The following is a 15,144-nucleotide window of genomic DNA, read 5'->3' as shown; positions in this document are numbered from 1 at the left end:
TGATCACCTTATGCTAACCGCAGCAGGATTATGGAACTTCTACCTGACTGCGGCATAGGAAGAACTTGAAAGGTCGCATTGGCTAGCTCTGTTCTTATTTCCCGACAACTCTATTGAGTTTGCTGATTCACCCTGTTGTGCTTCAGACATAGCCTCTAACTTCAAATTGAAAGACTGAATACTAAACCAAAATGGGATTTTAATCGAAGATTAACCTAGATTAAATCACCCAATCGTGTGGTTTTAACCAAAACAAAATCTTTGCTAAGTTTGAGGGATTTAGGGACAGGTACATTACCAAACCTGAGGTAGTGCAGTAGCAATCGAATCGAGTGAATTTGTTTACCTTCTTGATTGCGATCCTATGGCTATGAGTCGAGCCGCACTCTGGGCCCCACTCTGGGCACTGCACGGAAATCAGTCCTAATTCGTACCCTAATTATGCAACGCCGTGCGATGACAAGCTTTGAGCAGCATCCTAAGAACCAACAGAGTAAGTAACGCTTTCACTGAGGTTAACCGCATCGCTGGTTCGGCTAGCCAGATTGGCAATTAGCGCAATGAGCTGGGTTGGGTTAATGGGTTTAGCCAGATGATCTTGAAACCCTGCTGAGAAAGCGGCTTGGCGATCTTCTTCCCTGGCATAGGCAGTCACTGCGATCGCCGGAATTTGTCCACCCTGCTCAGGGTTGAGCGCGCGCACTTGCTTTAAGAGCGTATAGCCATCCTCACCCGGCATCCCAATATCGCTAATCAGTAAGTTGAATGGTTTGACTGCACTGGTTAAGGCTGAGAGTCCTTCGCTGGCAGATGCAGCAGCAATCACTTCAGCTCCACACTCTTGCAGAATTGAAAGCAGCAGGATGCGGGCATCTTGATCATCATCAATGATGAGGATTCGCAGCCTATTGAATTGAGCCGGACAACCAAACGGGTCAGCCACATCAATTTCAGAAGAGCTGGGTTTTGTCTGCTTGAACTCCAGTCTTGAAGCAAGCAGCGGTAGCTTCACGGTGAAGGTTGCTCCCCTCCCTTCGCCCATACTATTGGCAGCAACACTCCCTCCGTGTAAATCAACCAGATGCCGCACGATCGCCAAACCTAAGCCCAAGCCGCCATGCGTGCGGGTAATTGAACTATCTGCCTGTCGAAAGCGATCGAACACGTAGGGGAGAAATTCGGGCTTAATGCCCTGTCCGGTGTCAGTGACGGTAATTTGAGCGTGACGGGAATGGGGAGATGGGGGAATGGCGTATTCTCCCACGCCTCCATCAATTTGCTCTAGTCGCACCTCCACTTGCCCATCCTGCGGTGTGAATTTGACTGCATTGCTGAGTAGGTTCCAAACGACCTGCTGCAATCGTTCTGAATCTCCTGAAATCTGCCCAATCTGAGAGTTTGTAGTGACGTGGAGCTGAATATTTTTGGCTTCTGCGGTTGGGCGCACGGTTTCAATCGCGGCTTCAACCACGGGCAGTAGCTCCAGCGGTCGGAGGGTGAGGCGGAGTTTACCTTGCAGAACCCGGGATACGTCAAGCAAATCTTCAACCAGTCTTGCCTGTGCCCTGGCATTGCGTTCAACCGTTTCTAAGGCACGAGTGGTGGTAGGAGCGTCAAACTGGCGATTGCGAAGGAGGCTCAGCCAGCCAATAATGGCGTTGAGGGGCGATCGCAGCTCGTGGGACAACATCGCCAGAAATTCATCTTTGATGCGGTTGGCTTCCTGCGATTTTTGATAAAGGTGAGCATTATCGATCGCCAGTGCCGCGCGATCGGCAATATCTTGCAGGAAGATTTGATCGTCGTGGGTATAAGGCTGATTGGGGGCCTCTCGAATTAAGATCAAGCTGCCAATGCTCCGTTCGCGGACTTGAAGCGGCACAATCATCAGACTGTGAATGGCAAATTGCTCTAGATAGGGTGAATAGTCTGCTGTGAAAGGGGCAAAGGATTCTGTAGCAGTCGCGATCGGCAAACGCAGGGATTGCTGAGTATGTAGAACTCGGGCAGATAGCCCTTCATTGGCTCGCTGTGGAAAGGTATTGCCCAGGTGTCGCAGCAGGGCGATCGCTTCAGGCGTGGGATGATAAACTGCCCGAATCTGGAGCCACTTACCATCATCAGAAATCAGTTGCAGAATGCAGACCTCTCCAATCAAGTTCCCAACTTGGCGGCAGACCGTATCCAGCAGGGTTTGAAAATCCAGAATGGCTTCTGAGAAGATGCGAGAGGTTTCTGCCAGCATTTGCAGGCGATTCGCATAGTTCACCAGCCGCGCTTCAGCGTGCTTACGAGCTTTTCGTTCTTCTGCTTCTTTAAGGGCACGCTGAACCGAGGGAACCAATCGCTCTAGCCGCTGTTTCAGTACATAATCAGTTGCACCGCTTTTGAGCATCTCTACGGCCACTTCTTCTCCCAATGTCGCCGAAACAAAGAGAAAAGGGATATCGGGGCACTGTTCACGGGCAATTTTTAGCGCAGAAAATCCATCAAACGAGGGCAGCGAGTAGTCTGCCAGAATCAGATCGAAATCATGCTGGGCGATCGCCGCTATAAAATCCTGCCGGGTTTGCACCTGCACCAGTTCATAGTCCAGTCCGCCTTCCAGCAACACAGCCTGGATCAGATCAGCATCGATCGCACTATCTTCGAGCAACAGGAAACGGAGTAGGGTCATCGCAGGTTTAATCTTGGGGAACAGGGCGAGCAGGTGGAAGTGCACCAGGAGGCGGTTGGTTGACGACTGCCCAGAACAACCCTAGCTCCTTAATCGCTTCGACAAACTCATGAAAATCGACGGGTTTGACCACATAAGCATTGGTATTCAAGTTGTAGCTATTGACTAGATCTTTTTCTTCGCGGGAAGAAGTCAGGATCACGACGGGTACCGCTTTCAGTTCTGGGTCAGACTTGAGTTTGGCAAGCACTTCCAGCCCATCAACTTTAGGCAATTTCAGATCGAGCAGCACCACCCCCGGATGCCCTTCTCGCCGCAATCGGTAAATGCCGCGTCGATAAAGGTAATCTAGTGCTTCTTCCCCATCTCGCGTCACGACGACTTCATTGGCTAAACAGTTTTCTGCCAGGGCTGCCAGAATAAGCTCAATATCTCTCGCGCTATCTTCCACCAGTAAAATTCGCTTTAGTTCCATGTCGCCTCCTGGTGTGGGGTGTTGGGGAGCGAAAAGTAGAAGGCAGCCCCGCGATCGAGTTCTCCTTCTGCCCAGACCTTGCCACCATGCCGATGAATAATGCGCTGCACATTGGCTAAGCCGATGCCCGTTCCCTCAAACTGCTCGTTAGTATGCAATCGTTGAAACACTCCAAACAGTTTATGAACATACTGCATGTCGAAACCTACCCCATTATCTCGTATGCAGACGATCGTTTCGTCTTCGGTGCGAGTGCTGATGATTTGAATCATTGCCTGACTGCGGGGGCGACTGTATTTCACCGCATTTTCTAGCAAATTTCGCAGCACTAGCCGCATCATGGTGGGGTCAGCCTGAACCACAGGGAGCGGGTCTATTTGCCAGTCGATGGTTCTGCCCACCAAGTCTTGCTGCATGTCTCGCCGCACTTCCTGAAGCAGTTGGTTGAGGTCGAGCGTGGTCAGGCGCATTTCGGTTCGACCCATGCGCGAAAACGACAGCAGATCATCCACCAATCGCCCGGCTTCTTTTGTCGTGTCAGCGATCGTTCTCAGGTAACGCTGACTGGTTTCATCGAGCGCCGTGGACTTGCCCGCTCGTTTTTGCAGCAAATCGACAAAGCCATTAATGTGCCGCAGGGGGGCGCGTAGATCGTGGGACACCGAGTAGGAAAAGGCTTCCAGTTCTTTATTCGTAGCTTGGAGCTGCTCGGTGCGCTGCTTGACGCGATATTCCAGTTCCTCGTTCATCTGGCGGATCTGGTCTTCTGCCTGCTTACGATCGTTGATATCAATACAGGAGCCAATATAGCCCAAAAATTCTCCGTCTGGCGTAAAGCGCGGCACGCCATGATCCAGCACCCAGCGATATTCGCCATCGAACCGCCGCAAACGGTACTCCATTTTGAATTCCTGACGGGCATCAAACGAATTCGTGTAGATCGCCAGGCAATATTGAAAATCATCGGGATGCACTCCTTCTGCCCAGCCATTGCCCAATTCCTGCTCTGTCGTACGTCCCGTGAAGTCGAGCCAGGGCTTGTTGAAGTAGTTGCAGAGCTTATCAACCCCCGACATCCAGACCAATACTGGGGCAGTATCCGCTAGGTGACGGAAGCGGGCCTCACTCTCTCGCAACGCCTGCTGCTGAGTCTGCAAATTTTCTGCCAAAATTTCTGCCTGCTGCCGCGCCAGCACTTGGTCAGTCACTTCAAACGCAAACGTCATAATGCCTTCAATCCTGCCATCAATGCCTCGCATCGGCTGATAGACAAAGTTGAAAAATCCTTCCTCTAAAGTGCCGTTGCCCTGGCGATCGAATTGGGCTGCCACTTCTTTGCCGATAAAAGGCTCTCCGCTTGCCAGAACGCGATCGAGCAGCTCAAAAAAGCCCTGTCCTTCCAAATCAGGAAACGCTTCGCGCACCGAATGACCCACTACCTCTCGTCCACCCGCAAGTTGGAGATAGAGAGGATTCGCAAATTCAAAAATGTGATCGGCTCCGCGATTAATACAAATATGGGCAGGAGCTTGCATTAACAGGGAATGCAGGTAACTCTGCTGAAGTTCGGCTTCGGCTCTAGACTGCTGTTCCCGTGCCAGGAGCTGTGCCCGTTCTGCTTCTTTTTGCTTGCGCTCGGTAATATCACGCGATACACCCACTAGCTCAGCGACGTTCCCCTGAGTGTCAAAAATCGGAGTTTTGATGGTGTGGAAGTAGTGAAGTTCTCCGTCTGCTCCTCGGTTTGGCTCTTCCAAAACTTCGACAGGCTCGCCAGTCGTAAACACTTTCAGGTCATCTTGCAAATACTGCTGAGTGAAATCCAGTTCGTTGAAGGGCACATCTGTAATGCCACGCAGTTCCTCAACAGTTAAGCCGTAGTAGTCACAGGCTGCCTTGTTGGCATAAATCACCTTTGAACCGGGAGCTTTGCAAAACACCATGTCCTGTACAGAATTCAGGATCTGAGCATAACGGTGTTCGTTTTCGCGGAGTGCCTGTTCAGCCCGGTTTTGTTCCGTAACGTCGATCGACATTCCCGCCATCAGGCGTTGTCCGGCAGAATTTCGCAGCGGAAATTTGAACGATAGATAATAGTGTTCTCCGTCGTTCTGGGGAGCAATTTCGATCGCTTGCAGGGTTTTCCCCTCTGTCAACACTTGTAGGTCGTTATTGCGCAATTGCTGGGCCACTTCGGCAGGAAACAAGTCAAAATCGGTTTTACCCAGCCATTCGTCGAACGATCGCTCAAAGCTTCGCTCCAAGAGTGGATTGACATAAACATATCGCCCTGCCTCATCTTTGATGTAAGCCGTTGCAGGACTGTGCTGCATAAAGTTCTGAAACAGTTCCTGGCTTTCCCGTAACGCCGCTTCTACCCGTTTGCGCTCCGTGATGTCGCGAGAAACCGCTACGACTCCCTCAATGGTCTGCTGCGAAGTCCGCAAAGGGGTGAAAATATATTCGTAATACCGGGGACCATCGGGGGCAGCAAAGCTGGTTTCGCCTTTGAGGGGTTGTCCCGTTTGCATGACATGCTCTCGCTGGGCATCGACTGGCTCCATGAGTGCGGTGGGTAGACCCAACTCGCGCCAGGTTTGACCCAAAACTTGCTCAGGCTGAAAGCCCAGAACCTCCGCTCCTCCCTGGCTGACCTGAGCATAGCGACCCAAACGATCGAACACATAGATATGATCCACCGAAGCGGTCAGAATCCCATTCAAAACCTCTGCCTGGGTCTGGGCATGTTGATGCAGGGCTTGTACTTGCTGTTCTGCCTGTTTGCGGTCAGTGACATTAAAAACGGCACAGCTTACCCCCACAATTTGCTGTCCATCCCACAGGGGTTCTGTCAACAGGTCATACCAATGCTGACGACCGTAAAGGGTCAAAACCACCTCTTGCCGAGCCGATCGCCCAGACTGCATCACCTGCTGTTTATGCCGTGACAGTAATTCTGCTTCAGCCGGAGGAAACAGGTCAGCATCGGTTTTGCCCACCATCTCTTCAGACAGCTTCAACGCCTGGGGGTTATACACCCACTGGTAGCGCAGATCCCGATCCTGATGAAATAAGGCGATCGACGGATTATTCAGGGCGAGCCGAAACCGTTCCTCACTCTCCCGCGTCTTCTTCAAATTTTTTTCAAGCCGCTGTTTTGCCGTCCGGAGTTCTGAACTCAGGGAACTGATAAGCAGTGTAACCAGTACAAATGTCCCATTCTGCACCATACTCCCCAGGTTAGTAACCGCCAGCGAATAAACTGGAGCGATAAAAAAGTAGTTGATGGCGATCGTCGAGAGTGCGGTTGCTATCAAACCTGCGACAATACCACCTGACCAGGCACTAACGGCTACGGCTGCATAAAAGAAGGGAAAGATGGTGGGTCTCAGCAGCGATTGCAGTAGAAACGTGAGCAGCAGTGCCAGTCCAGCTGTGGCTAACGGCACAGCATAGGTTTTGAACCAATGTGGTACTTTGAGAACCATCACCTATATCATTTGGCAGAAGTGTTGAAGGTGTTAGCCTACCATACGAGGGAAGAAATTTCTCTGGCATTCCCCCCAGGATGGATTTAAGGGGCACAGCGTTTACGGATGCGGTTGTGTCGCAACAATCGATCGACAGCCCACCCAAGCTCCACAAGTGATTAATGTAGATAGGAACGCCCCTCATCCGGCGGTATTCATCCAGCGGTATATAGACGCGCTCCCAAAAGAAGAGACGATTAGCACTTCGCGCAACTCTGGAGGAACCGCAAAAGAGACTGGATTAAGGCAGAGCAAAGATTTGAATCAAAATTTGAATAACGATCGCGTTAGCCTGGATGATTCATCAGAAGTTAGAAGAGATACAAGCAAGAGAGATTAAAACTGAATAGAATCAGGTTCTCTAGCACTTTAAACGTCTTTATTTTGCCAGGATAAAGTGTGAAAAAGTGTGAATCGGAATTGCCCTCTAATTTTTATTTACTTCATTCCCTCATTTCTATTGCATTCGCTGTGAGAAAACGGGAAAACCTATCAAAAGAGGCAAAGGAATCCTGTGACTTTTCGCGTAAAGTCATTAACGGTTGTTGCTTAAAGTTTCCGATTTCAGTTGATGTGGTTAATTGTTAAACGATGGATTGAAGGGTCGATGCTGGCAATCGCGATCGGCATTAGTGCAGGAATGCTGCCCGCTCAGGCACAATCTGATCAGCAGGTGCGATCGCTGGTGGAGGCTCTTCGTCTGGCGGCTCCTCAAACGGGTAATGCCAATGACGGGCTTTATAGCGACTGGCAGATTCAGGCACAGAATATTCCCAGATGGTCTGAATCCTGCATTGACAGAACGCTTTCCCCCCAGGAGTTTGAAGCCGATGTAGCAACGGCACGCAGTATTCTGGTTTGTGTGATGCGTGATATTTTGCAGCAGGAGTATCGCAATAGTGGCAACAGTGAGGCGATCGCCGTTCGTCGCGCCGCAGCCTGGTGGATGACGGGTGATTCATCCCGGTATAATGCTGCCGAAACCGCTCCCTATACGCAACGAGTGCTCAGCTTTTATCAGCAGCAGACTGGCACTCCTGCGGCAACCACTCAACCCAACTCAACGGATCAACCTGAGAGCCAAGCTGAAGAACGTCCTGCCCCTCCCCAAAGCCCCCCTTACGATCGCTATATGCAAGCTGGATATGCTGCCGTAGAAGAGAAAAACTACGATGCCGCACTGTTGCATTTTCAACGGGCACTGGATGAACGTCCGAATGACACCTATGCACAACAGGCAATTGAAAATGTGGAACGCTATCGTACTCGGACGGGGCAAGATCAGTCTGAGCAAGAAGGAGCGCAGTAACGCGATGAGGCAATGGATCAAGCAGGGATTGCACCTGACCCTGATGACGATGATGGCTACTCCGGTTGGGATAGGGCTGGGGTATTCTGGGGTTCAAGCAGCCGAAGCCTGGGTTGAAGTGACGACCAATGCGGTTGGCGATCGCTTCCTGATTAATCCAGATTCGATCGAGCGATCGCAAAACACCGTTCGCTATTGGGAATATCGACAGTTCAAGCAGCCCAACAATGCGTTTTTAGCATTTGAAGTCGAGCAACCCGTTTATGGCGTGATGATTTATCGATCGGTAGACTGTACTTCTGGAGTGGAACGCACCCGCCGCCTAGTGATCTTTAATCAGGACAGACAGGCGATTCAGCGAGTCAATTATGACGACAATGGGAGTCTGACGCAGCCCACAGCAGGAAGCAGTGCCGCTCAGGTAATTCGCCACGTCTGCACTCAGCAATAGGTTTTGTCGATATTCACTAATTTCCCAATCAAGATGGGTTAGCTAGTTAACCGTTGTTCTCACACGATTGCAACGCAAATGGTTGTCACGTCACAATACATCGTCACGTCACAATATATCGCCTTTCTTCAATAGATAAAGTACAGGAAAATGAGATCTAAGGGCTGTATCTCTGCACAGCGTCTTCGCCTCCTAATTCTTCCTGTACCTTGTTCTGGTGAAAAATCCTGGTGAAAACGGGGTGACGATAGTTCTATTAATTCACGGTTTAATTCACGGTTTAATTCAGGGCTAGACGCACTCACCCTATTCAACTGAATCGTAAGATTTCTGTTCTTGTCAGTTTTATCATCGACTGCCTTTTTTGAATCAAGCCAGACAACTTTCAGTTAAGCTTGTTTTTTTAAGCTCTTATCTAAACTTCCATGAGTTCACTCAAGTTAAATGAGGAAAGCTGTTCCGCTTTTGGTCGTCTTGTTTTACAGCATCTCAAGGATAACCCTCATACCAATATGAGCCAGCTTGCCAAGCAGGTCGGACTCTCCCAAGCAGGACTGAGCTGGATTTGCCTCGAACGCAATAGCCCCAGTGAGGAAACCGCTCGCAAGATTGCGCCTATCCTGAGGGTGGATTTAACCAAGATTGCTCGGCTGGTCTATGAAAACAAGCTAGAGAGTTTAGCGCGTCTGAGTGCGCTGAGTTATTCAGTCAAGGTAAAACAAGCTTGGGTGACTCGAAAAGTGCCGATTGAAGATGCGATCGCTGGATTAAATGCAGTTTTTCATGCGTTTCACTATGTGATCAGAAGCATACCTGAAGTAGAGAAGCCAACAGATTTTCAGATTTATAAGCAGGCCTATGAAGTGGTTAAAAGACAGTTTCTGAGAAACAGAATTTTAGCCGAGAAGTCAAACTCCTAAAGCTGTGCGAGCAAGGGGCTTTTGTCACAGCCGCTTCTACAGAAACAATGGTCTTCGCGATCGAAGCGTTCTTAAGTAACATCACGATTCTACTTAAGTAATTTTTATCAGCGAGATAGGGATAGGTAATGCTGTAGATCTGTTGATAGCTTCTTTACCCTACCCTGCTCTACCGAGTTAGTTTTAGTGATCACTCGCTAAAACAAATCTGACGAGAGAGGCAAACAAACGGACTTGTACTTAAGGTGAGAATAGCGTGATTGGATGAAGTAATGTGAACCCTGATTGGTTGAGTCAGCAAATGAAGGCGTTAAGTGAGCGAGTGGGTGCCCTCCTGCATTACGCCCATGCCGACTCGTCACAACATCCAGAACTGTTGCCGCAAGCTCTGGCAGAACTGGTAACTCGCTGGAAGAACTGCGGATATCTCAAGAGGCATTGCACCAGCAGAATCAGGAATTGCTTGAGGCTCAGGTGGCGCTAGAAGTTGAACGACAGCGTTACCAGGAGTTATTTGAATTTGCTCCGGATGGCTACTTAATCACCGACACAGACGGCAAAATTCAGAGAGCTAATCACACCATGAGTCAGTTGCTCAGGGTGCCGCAACCGTTCTTGATTGGGAAACTTCTAACTTCATACGTGGCTGAACCTGAGCGTCGAGCGTTTGATGACGAACTCAATCGATTGCCTCAGGTTGGACGACTTCAAGAATGGGTAACTCAGCTACAGCCTTATGGTGCATCTGCTTTCGATGCTGCCTTAACCGTCACTACGGTATCTGATTCAACGGGTACGATTGTCAGCCTACGTTGGTTAGTGCGAGATATTACTGAACGAAAGCAACTGGAAGCAACGCGGTTGCGGGCAACCTTGGCTGAAATGACTAACCAAGCCCTAGAAGCAGAAATTGCCCAACGGAAGCAATTAGAGCAGGAACTACGACAGCAGACAGAATCCCTGCATCAAGCCAACACGCTCAAAGATGAATTTTTGGCGATCGTCTCACACGAACTCCGTTCTCCCTTAAATGTGATATTGGGCTGGGCGCAAATGCTGCGTAGTCGGCAGTTAGATGAGACCATGATGGCTCGTGCCGTAGAAACCATTGAGCGGAATGCTAAAGCCCAGGTAAAACTGATTGAAGATTTGCTAGATATTTCTCGCATCATTCGAGGCAGTCTGCATCTCAATATTCGCCCGGTCAATTTGGTTTCTGTGATTCAGGAAGCGATCGATGCGGTGCAGCTTGCCGTCACTGCGAAAAACATCGAGATTCGGTCAGTGCTTGATGAATCTACGAGTTTAGTGTCAGGAGATAGCGATCGCCTCCAGCAGGTAATTTGGAATTTGCTCTCGAATGCGATCAAGTTCACGCCGAGACAAGGGCAGATCGAAGTCCGGCTAGAGCAGGTTTCCTCTAACGCCGTCATTACAGTAAGTGACACAGGGCAAGGGATCGATCCAGCCTTTCTGCCTTATGTCTTTGACCGCTTTCGTCAGGCAGAACGAGCGACTACACGTCATCACGGTGGATTAGGGTTAGGACTGGCGATCGTGCGGCAATTGGTAGAGATGCATGGGGGAACAGTTGCCGCAAACAGTTCTGGTGAAGGGCAAGGAGCCACCTTTACGGTGCAGATTCCTCTAATGGCAGTTCGCATGGAGCCCAGTGAAGCCCAGACATCTATCCCTGAGAAGACCAATGCATTCGCCTTGCATCACAGCTTGAGCAATGTGGATGTGCTGGTGGTTGATGATGAAGCCGATACCCGCAATCTGTTGACCGTTGTGCTAGAACGCGCCGGAGCCACGGTTAGATCAGCAGATTCGGTCAATGAAGCCTTGCATATGATTGAACGGTCGCAGCCTGATATCTTGATCAGCGATGTGGGGATGCCAGAGCAGGATGGCTACGCACTGATCCGTCAGGTACGGGAGAATGAGTCAGAGCGAGTCGGCACGATTCCTGCGATCGCCCTCACTGCTTACGCTAGAGAAGAAGACCGCAGGCAATTATTAAAGGCAGGCTTTCAGCTTCACCTCTCTAAGCCCGTTGAATCGACGGCATTAGTTGCGGCAGTGGTAAGCCAGGTTGGACGCAGTACCTAGATTCAGCAGAAAAATTAGGTTCCAGAATCGTCTTATTGGGTTGATAACTAATGGGCGTTGCTGAAACGGAGTATGATACGCCCCCCTAGCCCCTCAAATTTTAGGGGAACCAGAATTCAAAGGGGGGAATCCGAATTCAAAGTCCCTCCTCGCTCTTTAAGAGCGGTAACCAATAAATTGGGGGATTTAGGGGGCGATACAGAAGCTAAATTTGCACTCTTCATATCCCGATTCCGCAATGCCAACTGTTTGCTGTCTATCCAAGTTGAGCTGTGATAAAAGGATAGCGGTTCAGTTCTGGCTCTAACCCCTTAGCATAAATTCTTTGCTTCAAGCTGACAGGTGTGAAAAGTTGTCTTTGATGAACTACCAACTCTGTATGACCCAGAAAGAGAAAGCCAGTGTTGTTAAGAACAGAATGAAAGCGAGTCAGGATGGAATTTTGAGCTTCCGGCGTAAAATATATCAATACATTACGGCAGATCAGTAAATCGATTGCAGGCAGGGGAGCATCCTTCATCAGGTCATGCTGCTTAACTGTAACGATGCGGCGAAGCTTGGGGGAGAAGGTTAAACCTTTTGTGGTTTGCCTAAAGTATTTTTTAAGCAGGTCGGGAGGAATATCGAGAATTTCTAAGTCATTGTAGGTAGCGTTCTGGGCTTGGTGAAGCGTATCTCTATCGGCATCAGTGGCATAACACTGAAGTCGCTGCTGGCAGAATTCAACCCCTAAAACTTCTGCTAATAAGATTAAAAGGCTATAAATTTCTGCTCCGGTCGCACAGCCCGCACTCCAAACTCGAATCGGTTCATCTGACGGCTTACAGTCAATGATTTTAGGAATTACTTCAGTGGCTAGATAAATCCAGGCGTTGTAATCGCGGAAAAAGCCAGTAAAGTTAATCAGAACATCACTCAACAGAGCAAGGTGTTCTTCTGAATCACATTGCAAATACTGTAGGTAGTTCTCGTAGGTATCAATGTTGATCCGTTGCATTCGGTGCCGAAATCGGCGCATCAACGTCGATCGTTTATAGTGCGTTAAGTCACATTCTCGGCTGTACTTGAGGTAGTCTAACAGGGTTTCAAATTCCAGACTGGCTTCATCTAGAGTTTGAACTCGATTCCCCCCCAAGGGCTTCGTATCGTACAAAAGGCTATTCTCGAAGTGACTTTGAGCAAACATGTTTCACTCCTTTGTTAAATTCATCTCTTTACTAAGGGGGCATTGAGCGACCCTATATGAGTTGGCTTTCTCTACATCTGGCTGAATCAAGGAAAAATTTGTCCTCCAACCCCAATTCCGGAGATCGCAAAGATATAGCACCTCAAGGAGTTGCCGGGTTATCCTTCGTATGCAAAACGCACTGCATGAACTCTAGGTACGAATAATATATTAACTTTAAGCTGAGATTACCGCTTGCGTACGAATCAGAAAGGTTTATGTAAAAAATTTTAAGCTGCTCTGAGCGTACTGAATATGAACCGGATATGACTAAGAGCTTGCTTGAACAGACATTTTTAATCCTGTTACTAAAGAATTGCTGCTGGAGCAATGATTATATGAACAGTTTTTGTTCCACCATCACATCAGAAGCTGTAAACGCATGATTCGTATGTAAAACTCATGATAGAGTCGATTCGTACAAAGTTATATTATCTTTATACAGAGATGGTCATTTGCGTACGAATTAAGCATGTCCTCATTTGAGAAACTTCAATCTGATCTGGATGCACTTAATGCCCAACGAGCACAAATCGTCGGGGAAGGCTGGTTTTTGCAACATTGCTGGTTGGTGCAGGTTAAGCCAGGAGGCACTGCCCATACTGACTCTAAGTATTGGCAGGTGAGAAGCCGTCAACCGCTCTTTAATGGCAAGACCCTAAAGCACCTAAAAGCGGAGGAAGTGGAGGATTACAGAGCCGCGATCGCCCGAGGTCGGCAGCTCAAGCAGGTCGATCGCCAGATTGAAAAACTTCAACAGCGGCTCAGGCAACAGACTTCTATAACAGACACCTCAAGAGACACTTCAAGTCGCTCATTCCCATCACCCCCACAGGAAACGCCTCTCCAGGGGCCAATGTTCGCGGGTGGTTCTCAGCGATCGTCGGAAGAATCGGTGGAACAGCCTCCAGAGCCAGGAAAATCCACTGATCTGACTGAGCAGGAGCGTCTCGTCAAAGAAGTGCTTGCGAATAGCCAGGCACTGAGAGCTTCACTACGGCGGTCAGTTGCGCTTTGCAAATGGTTAGGGGCAAGAAATATTGACCTGAGAAAAGGACATCCCCGTGCTCAGTAGAAGCGAAGCATCCTTTGCTCCGCCATACTTTGCTTTGGCATCCTTTGCTTGGCGTTGCTGAATTCGAGTATGATTTGCCCCCCTAGCCCCCCAACTTTGGGGGGAACTAATCCTCAAAGTCCCCCAGCATTGGGGGATTTAGGGGGCGATACAGAAGCTCAATTGGGTTCTTCATATTTCTATTCAGCAACGCCCTTTGCTCTGCATATGTTTTGCTTTGCAGATGTTTTGCTTTGCAGATTTAATGCGATCGCCCCCGACAATCCTAAATTTCTTCAATGAGCTTTAATTCTTCAGCTAAATTGTCTTGGCTTAATACTTCGTTGCTCATCACCGCTTGCCGCACTAGTTTTGCTCGCCGCTGAGCGTCCTCAGCTTTTTGCAACAGCAGGTCTGCCGCCTCAGGCTCATTCATCTCGCGCAGATGCTTGGCAGTATGCTTCATTAACATCTCACTCTCTTCGATCGTGCGGATGCCACCCCAGAGCATTTCTTCGATGGATTGTGTCACCTCAGCTAAAAGGGAATTGAGCGAATAGGCGTGCCCAGTGTGGCAGCGAAAGCGCAGCAGGTTTCCTTCTTTCAACTGCAACAGTACGCCGTGGCACTCAGGACAAGTAAAGGGAGACAAATCGCCTAGCTTCATGATGCCCATCTCCAACCCATTGTCTTCCCGCGCAACGCCCACTTCAATATCCATTTTTTCAGACACCGGATTTTTCTCCTGCTCAGGAATCTCTTTGTGAACTAAATCTCCTAACAAAGCTCCCATTTTGCTGAGCGGTAAACAATAATCCACTTCTACCGCTTGCAATGCCGCCCTAGGCATTGAGGGGTGCATCGCATCAAGCGGGTCTTGAACGATGGCAATGCCGCCCCGCTCTTTGATGGCATATAGCCCAGCCGCGCCATCATCCAGGCTGCCCGTTAACACTATGCCAATGGCTCGTGTGCTATACGACCAGGCAGCAGAGCGAAACAAAACATCCACTGCCGGACGGAAGCGGTTTTCTTTGGGTCCCCGGGAGAGCCGAACCGTGCCTGGCTCAACCAACAAATGATGATCGGGAGGAGCCACATAGATATGACCCGAGCGAATTGGCTCCTGGTCAACCGCCTGCGTTACGGATAGGGGAGTGATCCGCCCCAAAATTTGGGATAATAAGCTTGGGTAATCTGGAGAGATGTGCCAAACGATGAAGATTGCCGCAGGAAAGTCAGGGGGCAGTTGAGAAATCAGCGTTTCAAAGGCTCTGAGTCCTCCGGCTGATGCACCGATGACGATGATGTCTGGCTTTGGCACACAATACTCCTTATCGTCGTGAGTCTCAAATGACTCCTAAACGCAAAAGCTATCATACTCACCCAGC

Annotated in this window: 10 protein-coding genes; 5 read left to right on the top strand and 5 right to left on the bottom strand. The window is 49.3% G+C overall.

The annotated features are described in order from the left end of the window. Positions 1 to 478: 478 nt before the first annotated feature. The 3 genes from NDI45_RS17480 to NDI45_RS17470 are packed head-to-tail and all read right to left on the bottom strand — an operon-like array spanning position 479 to position 6,640. Positions 479 to 2,677, bottom strand: a complete 2,199-nt coding sequence (locus NDI45_RS17480) for a response regulator (RefSeq protein WP_348248097.1) — start codon at positions 2,675 to 2,677, stop codon at positions 479 to 481. A 7-nt stretch (positions 2,678 to 2,684) separates the two neighbouring features. Further along, positions 2,685 to 3,152, bottom strand: coding sequence for a response regulator (locus NDI45_RS17475; protein ID WP_190790868.1), 468 nt, complete (start codon positions 3,150 to 3,152; stop codon positions 2,685 to 2,687). Further along, positions 3,143 to 6,640, bottom strand: a complete 3,498-nt coding sequence (locus NDI45_RS17470) for a PAS domain-containing protein (protein WP_348248096.1) — start codon at positions 6,638 to 6,640, stop codon at positions 3,143 to 3,145. Before NDI45_RS17470 ends, NDI45_RS17475 begins: the two co-directional genes overlap by 10 nt. Before the next feature lie 613 nt (positions 6,641 to 7,253). On the opposite strand from NDI45_RS17470, the gene NDI45_RS17465 reads away from it, so the two are divergent. The 4 genes from NDI45_RS17465 to NDI45_RS17450 all read left to right on the top strand — a co-directional run bounded on the left by NDI45_RS17465 (position 7,254) and on the right by NDI45_RS17450 (position 11,474). After that, positions 7,254 to 7,991 (top strand): hypothetical protein, encoded by a 738-nt coding sequence (locus NDI45_RS17465; protein ID WP_199296632.1) that lies wholly within the window; start codon positions 7,254 to 7,256, stop codon positions 7,989 to 7,991. Between the two features lie 4 nt (positions 7,992 to 7,995). Further along, on the top strand, positions 7,996 to 8,442 hold the full coding sequence (locus NDI45_RS17460) for a surface-adhesin E family protein (protein ID WP_199296631.1): 447 nt from the start codon (positions 7,996 to 7,998) through the stop codon (positions 8,440 to 8,442). Between the two features lie 425 nt (positions 8,443 to 8,867). Continuing rightward, complete coding sequence (locus NDI45_RS17455; RefSeq protein WP_348248095.1) at positions 8,868 to 9,362, top strand: helix-turn-helix transcriptional regulator; 495 nt, start codon at positions 8,868 to 8,870, stop codon at positions 9,360 to 9,362. Between the two features lie 438 nt (positions 9,363 to 9,800). Continuing rightward, positions 9,801 to 11,474 carry an ATP-binding protein gene (locus tag NDI45_RS17450; protein WP_348248094.1) on the top strand — a complete coding sequence of 558 codons (1,674 nt, stop codon included), beginning with the start codon at positions 9,801 to 9,803 and terminating at the stop codon, positions 11,472 to 11,474. Between the two features lie 256 nt (positions 11,475 to 11,730). Here NDI45_RS17450 and NDI45_RS17445 read toward each other — a convergent pair whose 3' ends face one another. Further along, positions 11,731 to 12,660, bottom strand: a complete 930-nt coding sequence (locus tag NDI45_RS17445) for a protein-glutamate O-methyltransferase CheR (RefSeq protein ID WP_348248093.1) — start codon at positions 12,658 to 12,660, stop codon at positions 11,731 to 11,733. 511 nt (positions 12,661 to 13,171) lie between these two features. Between NDI45_RS17445 and NDI45_RS17440 the strand changes: the two genes are divergently transcribed. Beyond that, a complete protein-coding gene (locus NDI45_RS17440; RefSeq protein WP_348248092.1) occupies positions 13,172 to 13,774 on the top strand; it encodes a hypothetical protein in 603 nt (200 codons plus the stop codon). Positions 13,775 to 14,039: 265 nt separating this feature from the next. Here NDI45_RS17440 and NDI45_RS17435 read toward each other — a convergent pair whose 3' ends face one another. Continuing rightward, a complete protein-coding gene (locus NDI45_RS17435) occupies positions 14,040 to 15,077 on the bottom strand; it encodes a chemotaxis protein CheB (protein ID WP_348248091.1) in 1,038 nt (345 codons plus the stop codon). Positions 15,078 to 15,144: the final 67 nt, after the last annotated feature.

Origin of the sequence: Leptolyngbya sp. GB1-A1, assembly GCF_039962475.1 — a bacterium.
In the GTDB taxonomy this organism is placed as follows: domain Bacteria; phylum Cyanobacteriota; class Cyanobacteriia; order Elainellales; family Elainellaceae; genus Leptolyngbya_A.
This window is presented reverse-complemented; position numbering and strand designations above follow the sequence as displayed.